Source organism: Streptomonospora halophila (genome assembly GCF_039542725.1).
GTDB lineage: Bacteria > Actinomycetota > Actinomycetes > Streptosporangiales > Streptosporangiaceae > Streptomonospora > Streptomonospora halophila.
The window spans coordinates 104338-127443 of record NZ_BAABIK010000010.1; the positions used below are offsets into that span (position 1 = coordinate 104338).

The following is a 23106-nucleotide window of genomic DNA, read 5'->3' on the forward strand; positions in this document are numbered from 1 at the left end:
CACCTGGCAGGATCGTCGTCCATGGTCATCGACGCACCGTACCGTGATGGTCGACGGCCGTACCAGACGCCAGTCGAGATGGACCGCGATGCTCCAGGTTATGCGGCTTGACCGCGCACTAGACGAACGTTGCTGAAATCATGGCTTGGTTGCTTTACCCACTGTGCCCGCTTCCGGGGGTCGATGCGGACACGGCGGGACGTCACCGCTCGAAGGGAAGATCGTAGGGAATGGTGGCCGGTACCGCTCCGCTCAGCTCGGATCCGCATTTCTCCCGCAACCGCGAAACCGTACGGCTAAACGATGCCACATGACACGGGTGAGCCGATGAAAGTCGCCCGCCGGGAGTTCTCACCCACTCCCGCCACCGCGGCCCAGGCGCGCGACTTCGTGCGCGACACCCTCACCGAATGGGGTGCCGGTCAGGCCGCGGACGACGTCGTCCTGCTCGTCAGCGAGCTGGTGACCAACGCCGTCGTGCACGCCGAGAGCGTCCTCGAACTGGTCGTGCGCCGCCTGCACGGCGCCGTCGAGGTGGTCGTGGCCGACCGCGTCCCCGAGCGCGCCGTGCCGCAGGCGGGCCCCCTCACCGTCGACACCGCCCCCGCCGCCGATCCCGGGCGCAGCGGCGGGCTGGGGCTCGCGCTGGCCGCGGCGATCGCGACCAGCTGGGGCGTCAGCTACAGCAAGGACGACAAGGCCGTCTGGTTCCGCATCCAGGACGAGGCGGCCGAAGGCGACGAGGCCGGACAGGACGAGGCCCCCGGCGCGGCGCTGGGACCGCCCGCTCCGGTGCGCCAGCCGCGGCGCCGCCCCTCGCGGCCCAACCCCTGGGCCGCGCTCGACGCCGCCCTGTCGGCGCGGCTGCCGCTGCCCGACCTCCTCGACCGCACGGTGGAGTACTCCCGGTCCGCGCTGGGCGGCGACGCCGCCTACATCGCGCTGGCCACGACCGACGAGACCGAGTGGGACCTGCGCGCGGCCACCGGGCTGACCGACGACCCCTGGCGCCCCTTCCGCAGCCGCACCGAGGAGACGTTCCCCTCTGTGGCTCCCGCGCCAGGCGCCATAATCAACGACGACCTGATGATCGCGCGCGCCCACCGCGGCAAGCTGGCCCAGGCGGGCATGCGCTCGCTGGTGACCGCGCCGCTGATCGTCGACGGCCGCATCACCGGCCTGATCGGCGTGGCCTCGCGGCGCATCCGGCACTTCGGCGACACCGCCGCCAAGCGGCTGCAGGACGGCGCCGACCGTATCGCCCTGCCCATCGAGCGCGCCCGCCTGGCCGAGGTCGAGCTCGCCCGGCGCGCGAGCCTGAGCTTCCTGGCCGAGGCCAGCGACCTGCTCACCGGCACGCTCAACGAGCACATGACGGCCGCCCTGGCCTGCCAGCTGGTGGCCTCGCGGCTGGGCAGCTGGTGCGCGGTGCACTCCACCAGCGAGCTGGGCACCACGCGGCTGACGCACACCATGCACCGCAACGAGAACTACAACGACGTGCTGCGCACCCTGCTGACCGAGCTGCCGCCGCCCGTCCAGCGCGAACCGCGCCCGCTGTGGAGCCGCGAGATGCTGTCGGCGGCCGGGCTGGTCGACGAGCTGCTGCTGGAGCTGGCCGAGGGGCCCGCCATAAGCGTTCCGCTGGTGGCGCACGGCCAGACGCTCGGCCGGATGACGCTGGGCAAGGACGCCGACGCCGACTTCACCCGCGACGACGTCGACGTGGTCGACGACCTCGCCCGCCGCGTCTCCTCGGCGATGGAGAACGCCCGGCTGTACGCCGGCCAGACCTCGATGAGCGAGGCGCTGCAGCGCAGCCTGCTGCCCGCCAAGGAGAAGGAGCCGGCCATCCCCGGCGTCGACCACGCGGTGTTCTACCGCTCGGCCGACGAGCGCACGGTGGTCGGCGGCGACTTCTACGACGTGTTCGCGACCGACGGGCGGTGGTGCTTCGCGATCGGCGACGTGTGCGGCACCGGGCCCGCCGCGGCGGCGGTCACCGGCCTGGCCCGCCACACCCTGCGTGCACTGGCCCGCGAGGGGTTCTCGCCCGCGCACATCATGGAACGGCTGAACAAGGCCATCCTGGACGAGAACACCAGCACGCGGTTTCTGACCATGCTCTACGGCGAGATGACCCCGCTGGGCGCGCCGGGCCAGGGCATGCGGCTGCGCCTGGTCTCGGCGGGGCACCCGCTGCCGCTGCGCCTCAACCAGAAGGGCGAGGTCGACGCCGTCGGCGCGTCGCAGCCGCTGCTGGGCGCGTTCGAGGACGTGGACTTCTACACCGAGACCATGGAGATCCACTCGGGCGAGGTGCTGCTGGCGGTCACCGACGGCGTGACCGAGCGCCGCAACGGCCCCGACATGCTCGGCGACGACGGGCTCACGCGGATCTTCGCCAACTGCTCGGGGCTGACGGCCCAGGCGGTGATCGTGCGCATCGACCGCGATCTGGAGGAGTTCGCCCCGGGCGGGCACACCGATGACACGGCGATGCTGGTCCTGCGGTTCCTTTAGCGCACCCGGGACCGCTCCGCGGCCACCGGAGGCGAGCCCGTCGGCACAGGGCGGCCGGCGCGGCGCACTCGGTCAGAGCCAGCCCATCTCCTGGGCCGTGCGGATGGCGGCCATGCGGTTGGCGGCGCCGGTCTTGGCGATGGCGCTGGACAGGTAGTTGCGCACGGTGCCCTCGCTCAGGTGCAGCGTGCGGGCGATCTCGCCGACCGCCCAGCCTTCTGCGGCCGAGCGGAGCACCTCGCTCTCCCGGGCCGTCAGGGGGTTCTCACCCGAGGCCATCGCGGCGGCGGCCAGTTCGGTGTCGATGTAGCGGCCTCCCTCGTGCACCTTGCGGATCGCGCCGGCGAGCTGGTCGACGGGGGCGTCCTTGGCCAGGAACCCGCGCGCGCCGGCGGCCAGCGCGCGGCGCAGGTAGCCGGGGCGGCCGAAGCTGGTCAGCATCAGCACGCCGCATCCGGGCGCCGCCTCGCGCAGCTCGCCGGCGACCTCCAGTCCTCCCCTGCCCGGCATCTCGATGTCCAGGACCGCGATGTCGGCGCCGGTGGCGGCCACGGCCCCGGCGACCTCGTCACCGCGCCCGACCTGGGAGACCACCTCCAGGTCCGGCTCCAGCCCCAGCAGCGCCGCGATCGCGCCGCGCACCAGGTGCTCGTCGTCGGCGAGAACGACTCGGATCACGCGGGCACGTCCTTCCTCCCCGGTGTTGGACCCGGGTCACGGCCGGGCGGCGGTTCCGCGACCGCCCCGCCGCCGCGGGTGGCCGCCGGCAGCGGCAGCACGGCGCGCAGCAGGAAGCCCTCGCCGCCGGATGCGGGACCGGCGGTGAGCGCTCCCCCCGCGCTCGCGACCCGCTCCGCCAGCCCGGACAGACCGTTGCCGAAGGGCGCGCCGTCACCGCCCTCTTGCGTACCGTCGTCGAAGACCTCGGCGACCAGGCTGTCGCTGTCGCGGCGCAGAGTCACGGCGCAGCGCTTGGCGCAACTGTGCCGCAGCACGTTCGTGGTTCCCTCGCGCACCACCCACGAGGCGAGCGAGCGCTGCTCCGCGGGGACGTCGGTGTCGGCGCCGGTGACGGTGCAGCGCACCCCGGCGGCGGCCAGAACCGCCCGGACGCCCTCGGCCTCGGCGGCCAGGTTGACGTCGCGGTATCCGGACACAGCGGTGCGCACCTCGCGCAGCGCGTCGCGGGCGAGGTGCTGCACGGCGCTCATCTCGCGGCCGGCCGCCCGGGGATCGGCCTCCACCAGCCGGGCCGCGAGCTCGCTCTTGACGGCCAGCGCGGACAGGCTGTGGCCGAGCAGGTCGTGCATATCGCGGGCGAAGCGCAACCGCTCCTCGGTCACCGCCAGCCGCGCCTGGGCGTCGCGGGCGGCGTGCGCCTCGGTGACGACGTCCCACAGCACGATGATTGCGACGTTGCTGAACAGCATGACCAGGAAGACGATGAGGTGGAAGAACACCAGCCAGGCGGCGACCGTGCCCATCGCCGACGCGGGAGAGCCCCACATCGTCACCAGGATCGGCGCGACGCCCGCGGCCAGCATCAGCGCGGCGTAGCCGGCCTTGTCCCGGATCCGGCCGGTGACGGCGACGCTGGCGGCCCAGAACTGGGGGACGCTCAGCGTGGCGGGGTTGGGGCCCAGCAGCCCGACCGTGACCAGCAGCGCCAGGTAGGACAGCGCCACGTCGCGCCGCAGCGTGGCGCTGGGGCGGTCGATGCGGGTGCGGATGACCCGCATGGACAGGTAGGCCACCAGCACCGAGCACAGCACGCCGACCGCGGACAGCACCACGTCCTGGGGGAAGGGCCCCCGGCTGGCGAAGGTCCGCGTCGCCTCGTTGGGCGCCATGAGGTTGGTCGCGCCGGCGACTGCGGTGAACACGCAGAAGAGCGGTGTCGTCGTCGACAGCGACAGCACGATGCGGCGCGCACGGTTCAGCCTGCGGCCGGTCCGGTCCGCATGACCGGCCAGCACCGCTGTGCCGCCGTCCGCGTCGGTGTCGGCCACCTGCACTCCTTTCCGCCGGTCTCCCCGCCGTGCGGCTCGCCGCGGCTCGCCGCGCCGATCAGCCTAGACGCACGGCACCCCCGGTCGGGGACGCCGGCGGCGGCGGGGCCGGCCGTCCTCCGGTCACGCCGCCGCCGGTCCGCCGGCGGGAGCGCGCCCGCGGCCCGCCGGCGGAGTCGCACGCTCAGCCGGGCTGGCGGGGGTCCCAGCGGAAGGAGCGCAGGGACAGCACCGCGACGGCCGTCCAGACCAGCACGACCGCCAGCGACGGCAGCGCGGCCGCCCACAGCTCCGCGACCGATGCCGGGTCCGCGCCCGCCAGCCCGCCGAACACGTCCCGGCCGAGGTAGCCGCTGCGCAGCAGGTCCACCGCCGGCGCCATCGGCAGCAGCCGACACGCGGTCGCGAGCCAGTCGGGCAGCATGGCCAGCGGCACCATCATGCCGCTGGAGGCGTAGAAGAGCAGGAACGGGACCATGCTCATCATCTGCGCGCTCTCGGCGTTGCGCGCGAAGCGGCTGGACGCCGCGCCGAACAGCGACATGGTCACCGTGGTCAGCACCGCTGTCAGCACCACCATCACCGGGTCGCTCGGCAGCTCGCCGACCCCGGCGGCGAGCACCGCGAAGACCATGGCGCTGAGGACGGCAACCGCGGCCAGAACCGAGAGGGTCGTCGCGCCGAACAGCGCGAACGGAGGGACGCCGCTGGCGCGGAACCGCTTGAGGATGAGCTGCTCGCGGCGGGCCGCGTAGATGTTGGAGGCGTGCATGACGCCGATCATCATCGCGATGACGGCGGGGGTTCCGGAGAGCGCGATCGCCTCGGTCCTGACTCCGGGGATGGCCGACTCGCCCTGAGTGACCATCGCGATCCCGACGAAGAACAGCGGGAACAGCACGTAGAACAGCGCGGTGCGGTACCGGTAGATCAGGGTGAGCTCGGTGCGGGTGAGCCGCAGGGCCTGGCGCACCGGGTGTACGGGGTGGCGCACGCGCGCTCCCGGGGAGCCGCTGCGCGCCGGCGTGCGGGTGGGGGTGGTCATGTGTGTTTCCTCTGCGGTCGTGCGCGGCGGAAGTCGTGCGGGGCCCTCGCGGGGCGCGCGGCGGTTCAGTCGGCGCCGGCGGGGGTCGCGGCGATGCCGGAAGCGCCCTCGGCGACGCTGAGGAAGACGTCCTCCAGCGACGCGCTGCGCAGTTCCAGCCGGCCCAGGGACGTGCCGCGCTCGCGGGCCCAGTCCAGCAGCGGCTCCATCGCCCGGTGGGCGCGGCCGTCGGCGTCGTCGCCGCGCACGGTGTAGCGGACCCAGGCGTCGCCGCCGCGGACCTCGGCGGCGGCGGTCGCGCCCGGCAGCTCCGGCAGGTCCTCGAAGCGGACGTCGGCGGGCATCCGGAAGGCGATGCGGTCGCCCCATTCGACGACGACGTCGTGCAGGGCGCCCTCGGCCCTGAACTCGCCGCGGTGCATGATGGCGAGCCGGCCGGCGAGGTGCTCCGCCTCCTCCAGGTGGTGGGTGGTGAGCAGGACGGCGGTGCCCCGGCGGACCAGGTCGCCGATGAGCGTCCAGGTGGCCCGCCGGGCCTCGGGGTCCATACCGGTGGTCGGCTCGTCCAGGAACAGCACCTCGGGGCGCGAGAGGACCGCCAGCCCCAGGTCGAGCCGGCGCTTCTGGCCTCCGGAGAGCTGGCGCACCTGGACGCCGGCCTTCTCGGTGAGGCCGGTCAGCTCCAGCACCTCGGCGCGGTCCATCGGGTCGGCGGCGAGGTCGCGGGAGAGGTCGATTGTCTCGGCGGTGGTCAGCTCCGGGAACAGGCCGCTGTGCTGCAGTACGGCGTCGACGCGGTCGCGGAGGCCGGGCGGCTGCCCGTAGGGGTCGGCGCCCAGGACGCGGACCGTTCCCGCGCTGGGGCGGCGGAACCCCTCCAGGGTCTCCACGGTCGTGGTCTTGCCCGCCCCGTTGGTGCCCAGCAGGGCGAAGAGCTCTCCCGGCCGGACGTCGAAGGAGACCCCCCGGACCGCCTCGAAGTCGCCATAGCTCTGCCGCAGGTCGCGGACGCTGATCGCGGGTTCGCCCGCGCCGTGCTCGGCCGCGGGCCGTTCTGCTGTGCTCATGACTTCGATTCTTCCGTCTCACTCGCCGTGCGCCCAAGAAGCCGTTGTCACCGCCCGCCCGTGAGAACCGCCCGGCCCCGCACATGACACCTGTCATGCGCGCGGGCCCGGATTTCGGACCGAGCAGTAGGCGCGGAACTCGGAACGCCCGCCGGACCGCGACCGCCCGGCGAATGGGAGAAAATCGGCGCGAACGGCACTGTCCGCTGCGAACGCGTTCGGTATTCGGGCGCAATTCAACGCATCCCGATAAGCCGATCATCGGCGTTTTTCCAGCGTTTCCGCCCGAGCGCACGCGGCACCCCGATAGCTTCCCGCCATGCCCTCGAACGCCCATGAGATGCCGATCGAGTTCGTCAAGAACCGCCCTGAGTTGGTCACGCGCCTACTGGAGGACGAGTTCGGTGTCGACCTCCCCCCGTACGAGCACGCCGACATGGCGTCGGAGAACTGCACGCGGTTCAAGACCACGAACTTCTACTGCGACCGCGTCGTCGCCCTGCGCGACGGCTCGCAGGCACTCATGGCGGTGATCGCCGAGGTACAGCGCAGAGAGGACACCCGGAAGCGCTACTCCTGGCCGGTCTACATCGCCACGGTGCGCCAGAACCTGGAATGCCCGGTGATGCTGATCGTCTTCTGCCCCGACGAGAAGACCGCTGTGTGGGCGCGTGAGCCCATCGACCTCGGCCAGCCCGGTATGCGGCTGGTCCCGTTCGTCGTCGGGCCCGACGAGATTCCGGTGGTCGTCTCAGCGGAGGAGGCGAGGGAGCTCCCCGAGCTCGCGGTGCTCTCGGCACTGGCACACGGCGGCGAGGAGGAGAAGATCCTGGTCGCCTGCGCGGAAGGGCTGAAAACCCTCAACAACGACGACTTCTCCGTCTACCATGACTACATGGTGTCCGCGCTCAGGGGAGCGGCACGAGAGAACTGGGATGCACTGATGGCCAATCCGACTTTCACCTACCAGTCCGACTTCGCCCGCAAGTACATCAGCGAAGGCAGGGTCGAAGGCAAGGCGGAGTGCGTGGTCTCCGCGCTCCGCCACCGGGGGCTGAACGTCTCGGACGAGGTCGCGAACCGCGTCAGCGCCTGCACCGACCCCGACCAGCTCGACACCTGGCACGCGCGCGCCTTCAGCGCCAACGCCGCCGAAGACATCTTCGACAGTCCCGGAGCCTCCACATCCGACCGGTAGAGCGGGAACCACCCATGACGGGGCCGACCGCCCGATCCCCGGTTCCTCCGGCGCGATCCCGACCGCGCTCAAGGGAGCGGCACGAGAGAACCGGGATGCACTGATGGCCAATCCGACTTTCACCTACCAGTCCGACTTCGCCCGCAAGTACATCAGCGAAGGCAGGGTCGAAGGCAAGGCGGAGTGCGTGGTCTCCGCGCTCCGCCACCGGGGGCTGAACGTCTCCGGCGAGGTCGCGAGCCGCATCAGCGCCTGCACCGACCCCGACCTACTCGACACCTGGATGGAGCGCGCCCTTGGCGTCGACACCGCCGAGGACATCTTCGACTGACACGATCGGCCGGTGCAGGCTCCGGCCCCGGCCCCGCCGGGGCCGCTGCGGTCAGCTGTCGAAGCCCATCCCTACGGCGTCGAGGGTGCGCAGCCAGGCGTTGCGGCGGCCGCCGTCGCGGTCGGCGGCGGCGATGGCCCGCTTCGTGGCCTGGATCCCGGCGTAGCGCAGCGGCTCGGGCGGGAAGGGGACGGGCTTGGCGCGCACCATGGCCAGGCGGGTCCGCTCGGTGTCGGCGCCGTCGAGACGGTCCAGCATCACCTGGGCGCCGAAGCGGGTGGCCCCCACGCCGAGGCCCGTGTAGCCGGCGGCGTAGGCCAGGCGGCCGCGGTGGGCGGTACCGAAGAACGCGCAGAACCGGCTGCAGGTGTCGATCACCCCGCCCCAGCTGTGCGTGAAAGAGAGGCCTTCCAGCTGCGGGAACGTTGTGAAGAAGTGGCGCGCGAGCCGGTGGAAGGTGTCCGGGCGCTGGTCGTAGGCGGGACGCACGCGGCCGCCGTAGTGGTAGACGACGTCGTAGCCGCCCCACAGGATGCGGTTGTCGGCGGTGAGCCGGTAGTAGTGGAACCGGTTCCCGGAATCGCTGACGCCCTGGCGGTTTCCCCAGCCGACGGCGGCAAGCTGCTCGCTGCTCAGCGGCTCGGTGGCCAGCGCGTAGTCGTAGACGGGCGCGACGAAGTGCCGGACGCGCCGCAGCGGGCCGGGGAAACCTCCACCGCCCCAGGCCACGCGCTCGGCCGAGACCGAGCCGCCACGCGACTCCAGCCGCAGGCCGCCGCGCTCGGGGCGGATCGCCCGCACGGGGGTGTGCTCCCGGATGCGCACGCCCAGCCGGAGGCAGGCCTCGCGCAGCCCCCACGCCAGCTTGGCCGGGTGCACCATGGCCACGCCGTCGGGATCGAAGAGGCCTCCCAGGTAGGTGGGCGAGTCGACCTCGGCGCGGACCCGGGCGCCGGTCAGGGTGCGCACGCGCTGGCCGAGGGCGCGCAGGGCGGCGGCCTCGTCGGTGAGGTCGTCGACCTGCCAGGGCTCGGTGGCCACGGCCATCTCGCCGGTGCGCTCGAACTCGCAGTCGATCCCGTGGCGCTCGACGGTGCTCTGGATGCCGTCGAGGTTCTGGCGGCCCAGCCGCTCCAGTTCGGCGATCTCCTCCGGCCAGCGCTGGGCCCCGTTGCCGTGGCCGTGGGTGAGGCTGGCGGCGCAGAACCCGCCGTTGCGGCCGGAGGCCGCCCAGCCGACCGTGCGCGCCTCCAGCAGCACGACGTCGCGCCCGGGGTCGCGCTCCTTGGCGATGAGGGCGGTCCACAGCCCGCTGTAGCCGCCGCCGACGACGGCGAGGTCGGCCCGCTCGGCGCCCGACAGCGCGGGTGCGGCCTCGGGGACGGCGTGCCCGGCCACCTCGGGGTCGAGCCAGAAGGTGCGCGGACGGGCCTGGGCCAGCGCACGGGAGACCTGTGCGGTGCGGGAGGCGTCCGGATCGGGTGCGGACGCGGTCGCGGGGGCGGACACGTGGATCAACTCCGTTCGCGGATGCTGCTCATGCGGGACGTGCTTGCGGCGGTCCCGGCGGTTCGGGCCCTGCGGCCGGCCGTGTGCCTGCGGACGGTCCGGTGTCCGCCCGGCGGCGGCGCGGGCGCGCCGCCGCCGGGCGGACCTCAGCGGCTGCGGCGGCGGGCCAGCACCATGTTGCCGACGGCCAGCAGCACGCCGACGCCGAAGATCAGCGTGCCCATCACGTTGACCTGCGGTGGGATTCCCACGCGGGTGGCGCCCCAGATCCACAGGGGGAAGGTCTGGGTGCTGCCGGAGACGAACGACGTGATGATGTAGTCGTCGACCGAGAGCGCGAAGGCGATCAGCCCGCCGGAGGTGATCGCCGGCACCAGCAGCGGCAGCGTCACCAGCCGGAACGTGGTCAGCGGGCTGGCGCCGAGGTCGCGCGCGGCCTCCTCGATGCCGGGGTCCATGGTCAGGACCCGCGCCCGCACGGTGATGGCCACGAACGACACCGAGAACATCACGTGGGCGATGAGAATGGTCCAGTAGCCCACGGCGATGTTCATGGTCAGAAACATCGACAGCAGCGAGGCGCCCAGCACGACCTCGGGCGCGGAGATCGCCGAGAACATCACCAGGTTGGTGGCCGACTGGCCGAGGAACCGGTAGCGCCCCAGGGCCAGGCCCAGCAGCGTGCCGAGGAACCCGGCGATGAGCATGGTCAGCACCGCGATGGTGACGGTGTTCAGCAGTGCGACGTTGAGGTCGGGGTAGGCGAAGGCGTCGGAGTACCAGCGGAGGGTGAAGCCCTCCCAGGTGACGTTGTGCCGCCCCTTGATGTCGTTGAAGCTGAACACGACCATGAACACGATGGGCGCGAACAGCCAGCACAGCACGCCCCAGGTGAAGTACTTGCCCCAGTCGGGCCGGAGCCGCTCGCCGCCCCGGCGGCCGCGTGCGGGCCCGGCCGCTCGGAGCGAGCCGGCGGGACCGGTCTCGGTCGCGGTCATCGCGCCTGCACCTCCATCACCTGCTCGGTTCCCAGCGCCTTGGCGTAGCTGAAGATCCCGACCAGCAGCACCGCCATGAGGATGAAGGTGATGGCCGCCGCCAGCGGGTAGGCGTTGTTCACCAGGTACTGGGTCTGGATCACCTTGCCGATCATGGTGTTGCCGGTACCGCCGAGCACCGTCGCGTTCACGTAGTCGGCGCTGGTCGGGATGAACACCATGATCACGCCGGCGAACACGCCCGGCAGCGACATGGGCAGCACCACGCGCACGAACGCCTGCACCCGCCCGGCGTAGAGGTCGTAGGCGGCCTCGACGACCCGGTGGTCCATGCGCTCCAGGACCGCGTAGATCGGCAGGACCATGAACGGCAGGAAGTTGTAGGCCAGGCCGAAGACCACCGCCGTCGCGGAGTTGAGAACCCCGAACTCGCCGGGCAGCAGCCCCGCGCTCTTCAGCGTGCCCAGGACGATCCCGTTGTCGGAGAGCAGGAATCCCCACGAGATCGTCCGCAGCACGAAGGACACGAAGAACGGCAGCAGCACCAGAAGCAGGTAGGTCGACTTGTAGGCGCCGCCCTTGAACGCGATCCAGTAGGCGACGGGATAGCCGATGGCGATGCACAGCACCGTCGCCAGGCCGCCGTAGACCAGGGAGCGCACAATCTGCTCCCAGTACAGGCCTACGGCGCGGGTGTAGTTGCCCACCTCGAAGGTGAACGCGTAGCCGGCGCCGAGGCTGCCGGTCATCAGCGACATCGACACCACGCTGGCGATGGGCGCCACGAAGAACAGCGCCAGCCACATCCAGCCGGGCAGCACCAGCGCGTAGGGCGCCAGCCTGCGCGTGCGCCCCCGCCTGCCCGTTCGTTCGGCCGCCATGGTCAGGACTGCGAGATGGCGAGGAACAGCGGGGAGAAGTTCTCCTCGTTGTTGCTGGTCACCGGGACGTAGTTGTGCAGCTTCGCGTAGTCGTCGTCATTGGGGAAGACCAGGGGGCTGTCGACGATGCGCTCCAGCGTCTCCTTGTCGTCGCCGGAGGCCTCCTCGGCCTTGCCGCGCAGGATGTCCCGCGCCTCGGGCACGGGCGTGATGTAGTTGATGTACTCCGTGAGGTCCGCCGCGATCTCGGGGTCGTAGAAGAAGTTCATCAGCATCAGGGCGTCGACCGGGTTCTTCGCGGTGAAGGGGACCATCATGTTGTCGCTCCACAGCGTGGCGCCCTCTTCGGGGACGACGAACTTCAGGTTGGTCCCCTCTTCGGCGTTCTGCTGGAAGATGTCGCCGGACCAGGCCATGGACAGCCACACGTCGCCGTTGCTCAGCGGCTGGATGTAGTCCTGGGAGTAGTAGCGACGCACGAGGCCCTTGTCGCGCTGCTCCTGGAGCGCGTCGGCGGCGTCGATCCAGTCCGACTCGCCGGAGTCGGCCGGCTTGACCCCGTTGTAGAAGAGCCCGAAGTTGGCCAGCTCCTGGGGGTCGGAGAACATGCCGACCTTGTCCTCGAAGGCGGGGTCCCACAGGTCGGCGATGCTGGTGATCTCCCGGTCGACGTACTCGGGGTTGTAGGCGATGCCGGTGATGCCCGAGGCGTAGGGGATCGTGTAGCGGTTGCCGGAGTCGTAGCTGGTGTTCTTGTAGATGTCGGCGGCGTGGTCGGCGAAGTTGGGCAGCTTGGAGTGGTCCAGCGGCGCCAGGTAGTTCAGCTCGATGAGCTTGTTCAGCTCGATGCCGTTGGTCAGCACCATCAGGTCGTAGCCGATGGGCTCGGCCTGGGCGAGCATCGGCTGGATCTTGCCGAAGAACGACGGGTTGTCCTGGACGGCCTCGTCGTAGTTGACCTTGATGCCGGTCTCTTCGGTGAAGGCCTTCAGCTCGGGGTGGCCGGGGTCCATGTACAGAGGCCAGTTGGCGAAGTCGAGCCGGCCGTTGCTCTTCTTTCCGTCCCAGAAGCCTTTGGCACTGGTCGACTCGCCGCCCTGGCCTTCCACTCCGCAGGCGGAGAGGGTGAGGCCGGCGGCGGTCAGTCCGGAGAGCCCGAGCATGCCGCGTCGGCTGAGTCGGGGCTGGGTGAGCCCGCGCGCGAGAGCTGCTTGCGCGGGGGTGAGGCGTCGGGTCACGGCGGTCCGCTCTTTCCTGCTTGGGGGGTGGGGACGGAGGGAGGGCGGGTGACCGGACGGCAGGTGTCCGGCACTCCCGGTTCGGCCGTGCGGGCCGCGCACCGGCGGATCGGTGCCCGGCCCCCGCGGCCCCTAGCCCGGAAGGGCGTAGGCGTGTTCGGGACGCCACGACACCCAGACGGTGTCGCCGCGCTCGGCGGCGCTTGCGGCGTCGGAGGAGTTCTGCCGGAAGACGACCATCTCGGTGCCGTCGCCGAGCCGGACCGTGTAGTGCGTGGCCGAGCCGAGGTAGACGACCTCGGCGACAGTGCCGGACAGCCGCGCCCGGTCGCCCGGCGGCTCGGCGGTCTCCAGCGCGATCTTCTCGGGGCGGACGGTCAGGTCGACCCGCGAGCCGGGCGCCGCCGCGCCGATGGCGGGGATCTCGCCGGCGCCCTCCACCCGGACCGTGGCGCGGTCGCCGCTGTGCCCGGTGACCGTTCCACTCAGCAGGTTGGAGGTGCCGATGAACCCCGCGGTGAAGCGGGTGGCGGGCCGCTCGTAGATCTCGGCGGGGGTGCCCAGCTGCTCGACGCGGCCGCCGTTCATCACCGCGATGCGGTCGGACATGGTCAGCGCTTCGCCCTGGTCGTGGGTGACGTAGACGAAGGTGATGCCGACCTCGCGCTGGATGCGCTTGAGCTCGATCTGCATGGCCTGGCGCAGCTTGAGGTCGAGCGCGCCAAGCGGCTCGTCGAGCAGCAGCGCGCTGGGCCGGTTGACCAGGGCCCGGGCGAGGGCCACCCGCTGCTGCTGGCCGCCGGAGAGCCTGCCGGGCTTGGTGCGCTCGCGCCCGCTCAGCTCCACCAGTTCCAGGGCCTCGGCCACCGCGCGCCGGATGTCGGCGCCGGGGGTGTTTCTGCGCCGCAGGCCGAAGGCGACGTTGTCGAAGACCGTCATGTGCGGGAACAGCGCGTAGCTCTGGAAGACCATGTTGACGTCGCGCCGGTTGGGCGGGACCCCGGTGACCTCCTCGCCGTGCAGCCGCACCGTGCCGGAGCTGGGGTCTTCGAAACCGGCGATCATGCGCATCGTCGTGGTCTTGCCGCAGCCCGAGGGCCCCAGCAGGGAGAAGAACTCGCCCTGCTCGATGCGCAGGTCGACACCGCGCACCGCCTGCACGTTCTCGCCGCCCGAGCGGTAGGTCTTGGAGATCTGCTCCAGGCTGATGGCGGGCGTGCCGGCGCGGGCCCCGGCGCCTCGGCGGGCGCGTGTCTCCTCGGTGGCGGTGGCCATGGGACGGCTCCTCACGGAAGTGCTAGTCACGGCCGATGTAGCTCATGACGTGCTTGACGCGGGTGTACTCCTCCAGGCTGTAAAGCGAGAGGTCCTTACCGTAGCCGGAGTGCTTGAACCCGCCGTGCGGCATCTCCGCGATCAGCGGGATGTGGGTGTTGATCCAGACGCAGCCGAAGTCCAGGCGGCGCGAGACCCGCAGCGCGCGCCCGTGGTCGCGAGTCCACACGCTTGACGCCAGACCATAGCGGACGGAGTTGGCCCATTCGACGGCCGTGTCCTCGTCGTCGAACCGCTGCACGGTGATGACCGGCCCGAACACCTCGTCGGTAACGAGTTCGTCGCCCTGGCGCAGGCCGGAGACGACCGTGGGCGCGTAGAAGTAGCCCTTGCCGCCGACGCGCTTCCCGCCGGCCATGACCCGGGCGTGCCCGGGCGCGCGGTCGACGAAGCCCGTGACGCGCTCCAGCTGCGCGGCGTTGTTCAGCGGCCCGTAGGCGGCGTCGGCGTCGTCCGGCCCCGCCGTCCTGGTCCGGGCGGCCTGCTCGGCCAGCGCGGCGGCGAGGTCGTCGTGCACACCGGGAGCGGCGATGACGCGGGTGGCGGCGGTGCAGTCCTGGCCGGCGTTGAAGTAGCCGGCTTCGGCGATGCCGGCGGCGGCCTTCTCGATGTCGGCGTCGTCGAAGACGATGACCGGCGCCTTGCCGCCCAGCTCCAGGTGCAGCCGCTTGAGGTCCTTGGAGCCCTGCTGGGCGACCTCCAGCCCGGCGCGTGTGGAGCCGGTCAGCGAGACCAGCCGGGGCACGGGGTGGTCGACCAGGGCGCGGCCGGTGTCGCGGTCGCCGGTGACCACGTTGAAGACGCCGGGCGGCAGGAACTCCGCGGCGATCTCGGCCAGCAGCAGGGTCGAGACGGGGGTGGTGTCGGAGGGCTTGAGGACCACGGTGTTGCCCGCGGCCAGCGCGGGACCGATCTTCCAGGAGGCCATGGCCATGGGGTAGTTCCACGGCGTGATCTGGCCGACGGGGCCGATGGGCTCGCGGCGGACCCAGGAGGTGTGGTCGGCCATGTACTCGCCGGCCGCCTTGCCCTCGAGGTTGCGGGCGGCACCGGCGAAGAACCGGAGGGCGTCGGTGACCTGCCACAGCTCTTCGTCCCGGGTGAGCTGGACCGGCTTTCCGCAGTTCTCCACCTCGGCGGCGACCAGGTCGTCGGCGCGCTCCTCGACCGCGTCGGCGAAGCGGTTGAGGGCGATCTGGCGTTCGGCGGGCGTGCTGTCGCGCCAGCCGCCGTCGAAGGCGGCCTGGGCCGCGGAGAAGGCCGCGTCGACGTCGGCTGGGCCGGACAGCGCCGCCTGCGCGAAGACCTCGCCGGTCACCGGGTCGACGAGGTCGCCGGTCCGCCCGTCGGCCGCGTCGACGTACTCGCCGTTGATGAAGTTGCGCAGCCGCCGTGGGCGGCTCGACTGCTCTTGCACGGGGGGTTCCTCCCGGTGGAATGGGGACGCACGGCTCGTGCCTGATCCGTACGATGACAGACCCCTTGACCTGCCACAAGGGATTCCGTTGTAAAGATCGCGTTTATCAGCGGATACTTGACAGACTTTCTGACGATGCGACTATTTCACTGGGTCGACCAAACGGTCCCCGCACATCACGACCCTTCAGGGGGAGCCAAGTGACAGCCCGGCAGCACGACACGTCCGGCGGCCTCCAACAGGCGGCCAAGGACCACCTGTGGATGCACTTCACCGAGATGGCGGCCTATAGCGATTCCGACATCCCGGTCATCGAGCGCGGCGAGGGAGCCTACGTCTACGACTCCCGGGGGCGCCGCCTGCTGGACGGGCTCTCCGGGCTCTTCGTCTCGCAGGTCGGCCACGGCCGCGGGGAGATCGCCGACGCCATCGCCGCGCAGGCCCGCGAGCTGGCCTACTTCCCCATCTGGACCTACGCCCATCCGACGGCGGTGCGCCTGGCCGACCGCCTCGCCCGCATGGCGCCGGGCGACTTGAACCGCGTCTTCTTCGCCACCAGCGGTTCCGAAGCCGTGGAGAGCGCCTGGAAGCTGGCCCGCCAGTACTTCAAGGCCGTCGGCCGGCCAACCCGGCACAAGGTCATCAGCCGCGAGGTCGCCTATCACGGCACCACCATGGGAGCGCTGTCGATCACCGGCGTGCAGGACCTGAAGACGCCCTTCGAGCCGCTGGTGCCCACCACCGTCCAGGTGCCCAACACCAACTTCTACCGGGCGCGGGCGCACGGCGACGACCCCGAGGCGTTCGGCGCGTGGGCCGCCGACCGCATCGAGGACGCCATCGTGCAGAACGGCCCCGAGACCGTGGCCGCGGTCTACGTCGAGCCGGTGCAGAACTCCGGCGGCTGCTTCCCGCCGCCGCCCGGCTACCTGCAGCGGGTCCGCGAGATCTGCGACCGCTACGGCGTGCTGATGGTCTCCGACGAGGTCATCTGCGCCTTCGGCCGCCTCGGCGAGTACTTCGGCGCCGAGCGGTACAGCTACCTGCCCGACATGATCACCTTCGCCAAAGGCGTGACGTCGGGCTACGTGCCCATGGGCGGCGTGATCGCGCGAGAGCGGCTGATGGAGCCGTTCCAGGAGCCCGGCGGCATGTTCACCCACGGCGTCACCTTCGGCGGCCACCCCGTCGCCGCCGCGGCCGCCATGGCCAACCTGGACGTCTTCGAGGACGAGAAGCTGCTGGACAACGTGCGCCGCAACACCCCGGTGTTCCGGTCCGCCCTGGAGCGCCTGTACGACCTGCCCATCGTCGGCGACGTCCGCGGCGACGGCTACTTCTACGGCATCGAGCTGGTCAAGGACAAGGAGACCCGCGAGACCTTCACCGGCGACGAGGCCGCACGGCTGCTCAAGGGGTTCCTCTCGCCCGCCCTCTTCGAGGCCGGTCTGATCTGCCGCGCCGACGACCGCGGCGACCCCGTCGTCCAGCTCTCCCCGCCGCTCATCTGCGGCCCCGAGCACTTCGACGAGATCGAGTCCGTCCTGCGCCGGGTGCTCTCCGAGGCCTGGCAGCGGATCTGACCCGCGGCCGGATCCGGCCGCGGGTCCGTCCCCTCCCCGGCGCGCGGGGGCCGCCGCGGAGGGGCGGCGGCCGGCCGCGGCATAATCGTCGGATGCGCCACGGCCGGATCCACTGGTACTCCCCCGACGAGCTCGGCCCCGAGCAGCGGGCGATATACGACGGCGTGGTGGCCAAGTACGGCAGCGAGCCGGCGTTCGAGCTGTTCGACGAGCAGGGGCGGCTGCACGGGCCCTTCAACGCGATGCTGGCGGCCCCGGGCGTGGGCGCGGCGCTGCAGGGGCTCAGCGCCGCCGTGGGGGCGCGGACCACGCTGCCGGCGCGCGTCCGCGAGATCGTGATCCTGTCCGTGGCCACCGCCCGCGCCAGCGCCTTCGAGTGGTCGGCGCACCGGCGGCTGGCCCGCGAGGCGGGGCTGACCGAGGCCGAGATCGCCGCGCTGGGCGGCCACGCCGTACCCGAGACCTTCGGCCCCTCCGACCGCGCCGCCCTCGACTACGCCCGGGCGCTGCTGCGCGACCGCGACGCCTCCGAGGCCTGCCACGCGGCCGCCGAAGAGCACTTCGGCGAGGCCGGCGTGGTCGAACTGATCACCCTGGTCGGCTACTACGACATGCTGGCGACGATGCTGCGCGCGCTGGACGTCCCGCTTCCGCCCGGCTGAAGCCGCGCCGGGGCGGGCCGCGCCGTCCGCGGCTGGCCCGGGCGCCGACCGCTTCCGGAGGCCCCGCACTCAGATTGGGGCGGGGCCCCGGTCTCCGGCGGGGACGGGGCCCCGGCCGCACTGCGGGCGGTGCGCACGTCGGCCGCGTGCCGCGCCGCGCCCGCTGCGGGTCATTCGCCCGTCCACCGGGGTTCGCGCTTCTCGGCGAAGGCGGCCGCGCCCTCCATGGCGTCGCGGCTGACGAAGACCGGGCCCGCGATCTCGTCCTGGCGCCGCCACATCTCATCGGCGGCCCAGTCGTCGGACTCGCCGATGACGCGCTTGGACACCGCGACCGCCATCGGGGCGTTGGCCGCGATGCGCCCCGCGAGCTCGCGGGCGCCCTCCAGCGCGACGCCGGGCGCGGTGACCTTGTTGACCAGGCCCAGCTCGGCCATGCGCGGCGCTTTGACGAAGTCGCCGGTCAGCGCGAGCTCCATCGCGATGTTGCGCGGGATGCGGTGCTGAAGGCGCAGCAGCCCGCCACCGCCGGCCACCAGTCCGCGCTTGGCCTCGGGGATGCCGAACTTGGCGTCCTCGGCGGCGACCACCAGGTCGCAGGCCAGCACCGCCTCGAACCCGCCGGCCAGGGCGTAGCCCTCGACGGCCGCGACCAGCGGCTTCCGCGGCGGCCGCTGGGCGAACCCGGCGAACCCGCGCCCCTCGACCGTGGGGACCTCGCCCTGCATGAACGCCTTGAGGTCCATGCCCGCGCAGAAGGTCTGCCCGGCGCCGGTGAGCACGCCGACGACCAGGTCCGTGCGGGAGTCCAGCTCGTCCAGCGCATCGGCGACGCCCTGTGCCACGGCGGCGTTGACGGCGTTCTTGGCCTGCGGGCGGTTGATGGTGATGACGGCGACGCCGTCCTCGGCGGCGAAGCCCACCTCGTCGCTCATCGTGCTCCTCACTCGGTTCCGGCCGGGCGGACCCGGGCCTGCCGGCTCGGCTCGAGTCGGCGGGAGGCGCCGGGTCCCGCCTCCTCCCGCCGACCGCTGACGGCACTACTTCGGCGGCATGCGCAGGCCGCCGTCGATCCGGACGACCTCGGCGTTGATGTAGCCGTTCTCCAGCAGGGCGCGCGCCAGCTTGCCGAACTCGCCGGGGGTGCCCATGCGCTTGGGGAACGGCACCGGGGCGGCGAGGCGCTGCTTGAACTCCTCCGACTCCGGCCCCTGCCCGTAGATGGGGGTGTCCAGGATGCCCGGCGCGATGGTGTTGACCCGGATGCCCGCCGCGGCGAGGTCGCGAGCCGCGGGCACGGTCATGCCGATGACGCCGCCCTTGGAGGACGCGTACGCGATCTGGCCGATCTGCCCCTCCAGCCCGGCGACCGAGGCGGTGTTCACGATCGCGCCGCGCTCGCCGTCCTCGTTGACGGGCTCGGTGGCCGACATCGCCGCGGCCGAGAGGCGCAGCACGTTGAACGTGCCGATCAGGTTGACGTCGATGACCTTCTTGTAGGTGGCGAGGTCGTGCGGGGTACCCTCCTTGGTGACGGTGCGAGTGACCCAGCCGATGCCCGCGCACGACACCGCCACCCGAAGTGGGCGGCCGGTGGCCACGGCGGCGTCCACGGCCGCCTGCACCTGGGACTCGTCGGAGACGTCGGTGGCGACGAAGACGCCGCCGACCTCCTTGGCAAGCGCCTCTCCGCGCTCGGCGTTCAGGTCGGCGACCACGACCGTCGCCCCCGCGGACGCCAGCTCCTTGACGGTGGCCTCGCCCAGTCCGCTTGCGCCGCCGGACACCAGGGCGGCAACTCCATTCAGCTCCATGGGCGGCACTCTACAGACCCCGGACCGCCCCGACTAGAACGAGGTTCGGTTATTCCGGCACGGGTTCCCCGCGCCGGTCACCGGACGCGCGGCGGCATGCGGCGGGCGGGAATGCTCGCACGGGCGGGCGCGCTCGGCGGCGGATTGTGCGGGCGGGCTTGCGCGGACGGGCGGCGGGCTAGCGGGAGCGGCCGCGGATGCGGGCCGCGCTGCCGATGCGGCGCTGGCGGCGGCCCTGACGCCAGCGCGGCAGCGCGTCGCGGGCCAGGTCGGCCGCGCCGATCAGCCCGGCCTCGTTGCCCAGCTCCGCCGAGACGATGCGCGGCTCGGGCCGGTGGCCGCGCCCGGTCAGCGTGCGCCGGAAGGCCCGCCGGGCGGGCTCCAGCAGCAGTTCGCCGCTTTGCGATACCCCACCGCCGATGACGAACAGGTCGGGGTCGAAGGCCGCCGCGAGGTTGGCCAGCCCCAGCCCGAGCCAGCCCCCGGCCTCCTCCAGCAGCTCCACGCACGCCATGTCGCCCGACCGCGCCAGCTCGCTCACCAGCGACCCGGTGATCAGCGACGGCGTGCCCGCCACCGCGGCGATCAGGCCCCGCGCCACCGGGGAGTCGGCCGCGGCCAGCTCGCGCGCCTCGCGGGTGACGGCGTTGCCGCTCGCGTACTGCTCCCAGCAGCCGCGGTTTCCGCACTCGCAGCGCAGCCCGCCCGGCACCACGGTCATGTGCCCGAACTCCCCGGCCATGCCGTGGCGGCCGCGGTAGAGCTCGCCGCCGATGACGACCGCGCCGCCGATCCCGGTGCCCAGGTTGACCACCACGGTGTCGGCGGCCTCGCGCCCGGCGCCCACCCGCGCCTCGGCCCACGCGGCGGCGTTCGCGTCGTTCTCGACCACCACCGGAAGCTGGATCCGGGAGCGCAGCGCCTCGCGCAGCGGCTCGTCGCGCCAGGACAGGTGGGGCGCGAACAGCACGGTCGCGCGCTGCTCGTCGACGAAGCCGGCGGCGCCCACGCCCACCGCCCGCACCGGGTAGGCGCGCCGGAGCCGTTCGACCACCTCGACGATGGTGTCCTCGACGACCTTGGGGCTCTTGCTTCGGTCGGGGGTCTCGGCGCGGTCGCGTGCCAGGATGCGGCCGCCGGGTGTCACCACTCCGGCGGCGACCTTGGTGCCGCCGATGTCGACGCCGATCACCAGGCCGCGGTGATGGATCCGGGCGGCGTTGTCGCGCGAAGAAGCCATCGTCCGGCCACTCTAAACGAACCGGCCCGCCCGGCGCCTGCGCGGCCGCGGCCGCCGCGGGGCCCGGCCGACGACGACACCCCAGCCTGCGGGGCACAGCACCCGCCGACTCCGCCCACCCGACAACTCGGCCCCGGCCGCCGCCCAGAGGCGGCGGCGCCAGAACGAAACCGCGCGCCCCCAACTCTGCCAGCCACGACGCCACAGAAGGAGCGGCCACCATCACCCAAAGGCGCGAGGCCAGTGGAAGGGCGAACGATGCATAGCGGGCGCGGCGCGCGGCGCGCGGCCGACGTGCGCACCGCCCGCAGCGCGGGCGGTGCGGGCGGTGCGGGCGGTGCGCGCCATCAGTGCCGGAACCCGCATTCGAACGGCGTGGGCGTCCCGGCGGCGCGGACCAATATTGCGGAATAAAAAGACACTTCTTGAGTGTGCACTTGCAGGCCTGGAGCGGTCTCCATAATCTGCCGGTCATGTTCGTGCGACGACTGCAGGCGGCGGCGCTTTTCCTCGGCCCGGTCATCTTCGCTGTTTCACCGTTCTTCTGGACCGGCGGGCATTACGGCGTGAACGGCGGAATGCTGATCGCACTGTCCATGGTGCCGTGGGTATACGGACTTATCGGCGAATACGAACGGATACGCGAACACGTCCCCAATGTTGCGGGGATCTGGCTGCTGATACTGCTGGTAGGCATGTTCGGCAGCATCGCGTTCGGGCTGCAGGGATTCTTCGAGGGCACCTTCGGCCTGGACAGCAGGGCGGCACTCGAGGGATTCGACGACTATCCGCCGCAGGGCTTTCTCGTCCTGTGGCTGCCGGGCCCGGTGTTTCCCCTGGCGCTACTGACTTTCGGCCTGATCATCGGTTGGACGCGAACGTCCCCTCTATGGGTCGCCGCCCTCATCTGCCTCGCTGCCGTCGCGTTCCCGGCCGGCCGAGCCCTCCGCCTCGAATGGGTCGCCTACATCGTCGACGTCCTGGTGATCATTCCCTTCGCTCAACTCGCTTGGCGCTCCTGGCATCACCCGAGGACGATTACACGCCCTGTGAAGGACTGAGTCATCGGCGCATCAGCCGCCGACCAGGCGGGGGGGTGGTCGTCGAGGGCCGTGTGCAGGAAGCGGTGCCGTTTTCCTGTGCCGCCGGTGTCCGTGTCGACGCGCCGCGGCGGCCCGGCCCGGTACCTTGCGGCCGCCGACGTCGGGCATGCGGCCGGGTCTCTTGAGGTCGACGTGGATGGGCGGGGCGTTGTTGCTGCGGCATGTGGGGCTCCTGAGCAGGCCTCTTGAGCACCGGTGCTGATGTCGCAGGGCGCACCGGAATTCGGAAGGTCCTCTCGTCCCGCAGCCACCGCCACGGGTGTGCTGGCTGCTACCAGTGCCGGGACATCACAACCCCGGCAGATGCACGTCTAGACGGCGCGGGACAGCACCGGCGCCTCGCCTGGCGGATCACCGGGCGTCGGTCCGGGCCGCGGCGCGGACGGCGGCTCCAGGTCGTGGCGTCCGGCGATGAGCTCCTGGACGCGGATCTTGGCCTTGATCAGCGGCCGCCGGAGGCGCAGGTCGCGGCGGACCGCCTGGGCCAGCTTGGCCGAGCCCGCGGGGTAGCGCCACCGCGCCCACGGCGAGCCGGGAACAGCCAGCCGCACGGCCGCCACCACCGATATCGCGGGCACGAAGACCCCGGTCAGCCCGGTCCAGATCTTGCCCTTGAGCAGGCTGACCACCGAGCCCACGAGGTTGACCAGCGTCAGCGTCAGCAGTCCCACCTGGGCGCCGGCCTGCCAGCCGCCGCCGGGCCCGGCCGACTGCACCCACTCCCAGCCGAAGGGCCGGAACCCGGTCAGCAGCAGGCCGGTGAGCGCGACCGCGACGAACACCGCATCGACCGAGGCGCGCCCCTGCTCGGTCCAGTACACGTCGCGCAGATGCAGGATCAGCGCGAACTCGTCGAGCACCAGCGCCGCACCCAGGCCGAAGAGGGCCGCGGCCGCGGCGACGGCCGGGCCCTGCCGGTCGGTGATCAGCAGCGCCGCGACGCCGCCGACCATCATCAGGGCCACGCCGAAGACCACGTGGTGGATGTGCAGGCCGCCGGGCCGCAGGTTGCCGGGCCACCAGCGGACCCCCGCGCGGATCATCCGCACGCTCATCCTGATCAGCAGGAAGCCGGATACGAAGGCGACGAAGAAGCAGAAGAGCGGCAGCCGGCCCGTCGCCACGACAGTACTGCCGAACCACTCAGCCATCG

Annotated in this window: 20 protein-coding genes; 6 read left to right on the top strand and 14 right to left on the bottom strand. The window is 72.1% G+C overall.

Translation table 11 applies throughout. The features are described 5' to 3' along the window. Window positions 1-327: 327 nt before the first annotated feature. On the top strand, window positions 328-2523 hold the full coding sequence (locus tag ABEA15_RS10805) for a SpoIIE family protein phosphatase (protein ID WP_345556565.1): 2196 nt from the start codon (window positions 328-330) through the stop codon (window positions 2521-2523). A gap of 72 nt (window positions 2524-2595) precedes the next feature. Here ABEA15_RS10805 and ABEA15_RS10810 read toward each other — a convergent pair whose 3' ends face one another. The 4 genes from ABEA15_RS10810 to ABEA15_RS10825 form a co-directional block, all read right to left on the bottom strand. Next, window positions 2596-3201, bottom strand: coding sequence for a response regulator (locus ABEA15_RS10810; RefSeq protein WP_344142736.1), 606 nt, complete (start codon window positions 3199-3201; stop codon window positions 2596-2598). Next, window positions 3198-4532, bottom strand: coding sequence for a sensor histidine kinase (locus tag ABEA15_RS10815; RefSeq protein ID WP_345556527.1), 1335 nt, complete (start codon window positions 4530-4532; stop codon window positions 3198-3200). The genes ABEA15_RS10810 and ABEA15_RS10815 overlap by 4 nt, the downstream gene beginning before the upstream one ends. Window positions 4533-4716: 184 nt before the next feature. Beyond that, the gene (locus ABEA15_RS10820; RefSeq protein WP_345556528.1) at window positions 4717-5577 is read right to left on the bottom strand and encodes an ABC transporter permease; all 861 of its coding nucleotides are present in this window, start codon (window positions 5575-5577) and stop codon (window positions 4717-4719) included. Window positions 5578-5642: 65 nt separating this feature from the next. After that, complete coding sequence (locus ABEA15_RS10825; protein WP_345556529.1) at window positions 5643-6644, bottom strand: ABC transporter ATP-binding protein; 1002 nt, start codon at window positions 6642-6644, stop codon at window positions 5643-5645. 319 nt (window positions 6645-6963) lie between these two features. On the opposite strand from ABEA15_RS10825, the gene ABEA15_RS10830 reads away from it, so the two are divergent. Both ABEA15_RS10830 and ABEA15_RS10835 read left to right on the top strand, forming a co-directional pair. Then, complete coding sequence (locus ABEA15_RS10830) at window positions 6964-7842, top strand: hypothetical protein (protein ID WP_345556530.1); 879 nt, start codon at window positions 6964-6966, stop codon at window positions 7840-7842. A gap of 103 nt (window positions 7843-7945) precedes the next feature. Next, window positions 7946-8173, top strand: coding sequence for a hypothetical protein (locus ABEA15_RS10835; protein WP_345556531.1), 228 nt, complete (start codon window positions 7946-7948; stop codon window positions 8171-8173). A 51-nt stretch (window positions 8174-8224) separates the two neighbouring features. On the opposite strand, the gene ABEA15_RS10840 is transcribed toward ABEA15_RS10835, so the two are convergent. The 6 genes from ABEA15_RS10840 to ABEA15_RS10865 form a co-directional block, all read right to left on the bottom strand. Then, window positions 8225-9613 carry an NAD(P)/FAD-dependent oxidoreductase gene (locus tag ABEA15_RS10840; RefSeq protein ID WP_345556566.1) on the bottom strand — a complete coding sequence of 463 codons (1389 nt, stop codon included), beginning with the start codon at window positions 9611-9613 and terminating at the stop codon, window positions 8225-8227. A 215-nt stretch (window positions 9614-9828) separates the two neighbouring features. Beyond that, the gene (locus ABEA15_RS10845; protein WP_345556532.1) at window positions 9829-10680 is read right to left on the bottom strand and encodes an ABC transporter permease; all 852 of its coding nucleotides are present in this window, start codon (window positions 10678-10680) and stop codon (window positions 9829-9831) included. Continuing rightward, window positions 10677-11561, bottom strand: coding sequence for an ABC transporter permease (locus ABEA15_RS10850; protein WP_344142728.1), 885 nt, complete (start codon window positions 11559-11561; stop codon window positions 10677-10679). The genes ABEA15_RS10845 and ABEA15_RS10850 overlap by 4 nt, the downstream gene beginning before the upstream one ends. Window positions 11562-11563: 2 nt before the next feature. After that, window positions 11564-12724, bottom strand: coding sequence for an ABC transporter substrate-binding protein (locus ABEA15_RS10855; RefSeq protein WP_344142841.1), 1161 nt, complete (start codon window positions 12722-12724; stop codon window positions 11564-11566). Between the two features lie 207 nt (window positions 12725-12931). Then, window positions 12932-14074: an ABC transporter ATP-binding protein gene (locus ABEA15_RS10860; protein WP_345556533.1), complete on the bottom strand. Its 1143-nt coding sequence runs from the start codon at window positions 14072-14074 to the stop codon at window positions 12932-12934. Between the two features lie 22 nt (window positions 14075-14096). After that, complete coding sequence (locus ABEA15_RS10865; RefSeq protein WP_345556534.1) at window positions 14097-15551, bottom strand: gamma-aminobutyraldehyde dehydrogenase; 1455 nt, start codon at window positions 15549-15551, stop codon at window positions 14097-14099. A 200-nt stretch (window positions 15552-15751) separates the two neighbouring features. Between ABEA15_RS10865 and ABEA15_RS10870 the strand changes: the two genes are divergently transcribed. Both ABEA15_RS10870 and ABEA15_RS10875 read left to right on the top strand, forming a co-directional pair. Further along, window positions 15752-17134, top strand: coding sequence for an aspartate aminotransferase family protein (locus tag ABEA15_RS10870; protein ID WP_345556535.1), 1383 nt, complete (start codon window positions 15752-15754; stop codon window positions 17132-17134). A gap of 92 nt (window positions 17135-17226) precedes the next feature. Next, window positions 17227-17796 carry a carboxymuconolactone decarboxylase family protein gene (locus tag ABEA15_RS10875; RefSeq protein ID WP_345556536.1) on the top strand — a complete coding sequence of 190 codons (570 nt, stop codon included), beginning with the start codon at window positions 17227-17229 and terminating at the stop codon, window positions 17794-17796. A gap of 170 nt (window positions 17797-17966) precedes the next feature. On the opposite strand, the gene ABEA15_RS10880 is transcribed toward ABEA15_RS10875, so the two are convergent. From ABEA15_RS10880 to ABEA15_RS10890, 3 genes are all read right to left on the bottom strand, one after another. Then, the gene (locus tag ABEA15_RS10880; protein ID WP_345556537.1) at window positions 17967-18731 is read right to left on the bottom strand and encodes a crotonase/enoyl-CoA hydratase family protein; all 765 of its coding nucleotides are present in this window, start codon (window positions 18729-18731) and stop codon (window positions 17967-17969) included. 105 nt (window positions 18732-18836) lie between these two features. After that, window positions 18837-19610, bottom strand: a complete 774-nt coding sequence (locus tag ABEA15_RS10885; RefSeq protein WP_345556538.1) for an SDR family NAD(P)-dependent oxidoreductase — start codon at window positions 19608-19610, stop codon at window positions 18837-18839. A gap of 178 nt (window positions 19611-19788) precedes the next feature. After that, window positions 19789-20850, bottom strand: coding sequence for an ROK family glucokinase (locus ABEA15_RS10890; protein WP_344142717.1), 1062 nt, complete (start codon window positions 20848-20850; stop codon window positions 19789-19791). Between the two features lie 473 nt (window positions 20851-21323). On the opposite strand from ABEA15_RS10890, the gene ABEA15_RS10895 reads away from it, so the two are divergent. Further along, window positions 21324-21911, top strand: a complete 588-nt coding sequence (locus ABEA15_RS10895) for a hypothetical protein (protein WP_345556539.1) — start codon at window positions 21324-21326, stop codon at window positions 21909-21911. A 353-nt stretch (window positions 21912-22264) separates the two neighbouring features. Here the strand turns inward: ABEA15_RS10895 and ABEA15_RS10900 are convergent, their stop codons facing one another. After that, the gene (locus ABEA15_RS10900) at window positions 22265-23104 is read right to left on the bottom strand and encodes a hypothetical protein (protein ID WP_345556540.1); all 840 of its coding nucleotides are present in this window, start codon (window positions 23102-23104) and stop codon (window positions 22265-22267) included. Between the last annotated feature and the right edge of the window lie 2 nt (window positions 23105-23106).

Excerpts from the sequence above, each read along its gene's own strand:
- ABEA15_RS10885 (WP_345556538.1), bottom strand. The coding sequence starts at position 19,610 with ATGGAGCTGAATGGAGTTGCCGCCCTGGTGTCCGGCGGCGCAAGCGGA.
- ABEA15_RS10820 (WP_345556528.1), bottom strand. The coding sequence starts at position 5,577 with ATGACCACCCCCACCCGCACGCCGGCGCGCAGCGGCTCCCCGGGAGCG.
- ABEA15_RS10825 (WP_345556529.1), bottom strand. The coding sequence starts at position 6,644 with ATGAGCACAGCAGAACGGCCCGCGGCCGAGCACGGCGCGGGCGAACCC.
- ABEA15_RS10875 (WP_345556536.1), top strand. The coding sequence starts at position 17,227 with ATGCGCCACGGCCGGATCCACTGGTACTCCCCCGACGAGCTCGGCCCC.
- ABEA15_RS10900 (WP_345556540.1), bottom strand. The coding sequence starts at position 23,104 with ATGGCTGAGTGGTTCGGCAGTACTGTCGTGGCGACGGGCCGGCTGCCG.
- ABEA15_RS10880 (WP_345556537.1), bottom strand. The coding sequence starts at position 18,731 with ATGAGCGACGAGGTGGGCTTCGCCGCCGAGGACGGCGTCGCCGTCATC.
- ABEA15_RS10850 (WP_344142728.1), bottom strand. The coding sequence starts at position 11,561 with ATGGCGGCCGAACGAACGGGCAGGCGGGGGCGCACGCGCAGGCTGGCG.
- ABEA15_RS10860 (WP_345556533.1), bottom strand. The coding sequence starts at position 14,074 with ATGGCCACCGCCACCGAGGAGACACGCGCCCGCCGAGGCGCCGGGGCC.
- ABEA15_RS10895 (WP_345556539.1), top strand. The coding sequence starts at position 21,324 with ATGTTCGTGCGACGACTGCAGGCGGCGGCGCTTTTCCTCGGCCCGGTC.
- ABEA15_RS10805 (WP_345556565.1), top strand. The coding sequence starts at position 328 with ATGAAAGTCGCCCGCCGGGAGTTCTCACCCACTCCCGCCACCGCGGCC.
- ABEA15_RS10890 (WP_344142717.1), bottom strand. The coding sequence starts at position 20,850 with ATGGCTTCTTCGCGCGACAACGCCGCCCGGATCCATCACCGCGGCCTG.
- ABEA15_RS10835 (WP_345556531.1), top strand. The coding sequence starts at position 7,946 with ATGGCCAATCCGACTTTCACCTACCAGTCCGACTTCGCCCGCAAGTAC.
- ABEA15_RS10845 (WP_345556532.1), bottom strand. The coding sequence starts at position 10,680 with ATGACCGCGACCGAGACCGGTCCCGCCGGCTCGCTCCGAGCGGCCGGG.
- ABEA15_RS10855 (WP_344142841.1), bottom strand. The coding sequence starts at position 12,724 with ATGCTCGGGCTCTCCGGACTGACCGCCGCCGGCCTCACCCTCTCCGCC.
- ABEA15_RS10830 (WP_345556530.1), top strand. The coding sequence starts at position 6,964 with ATGCCCTCGAACGCCCATGAGATGCCGATCGAGTTCGTCAAGAACCGC.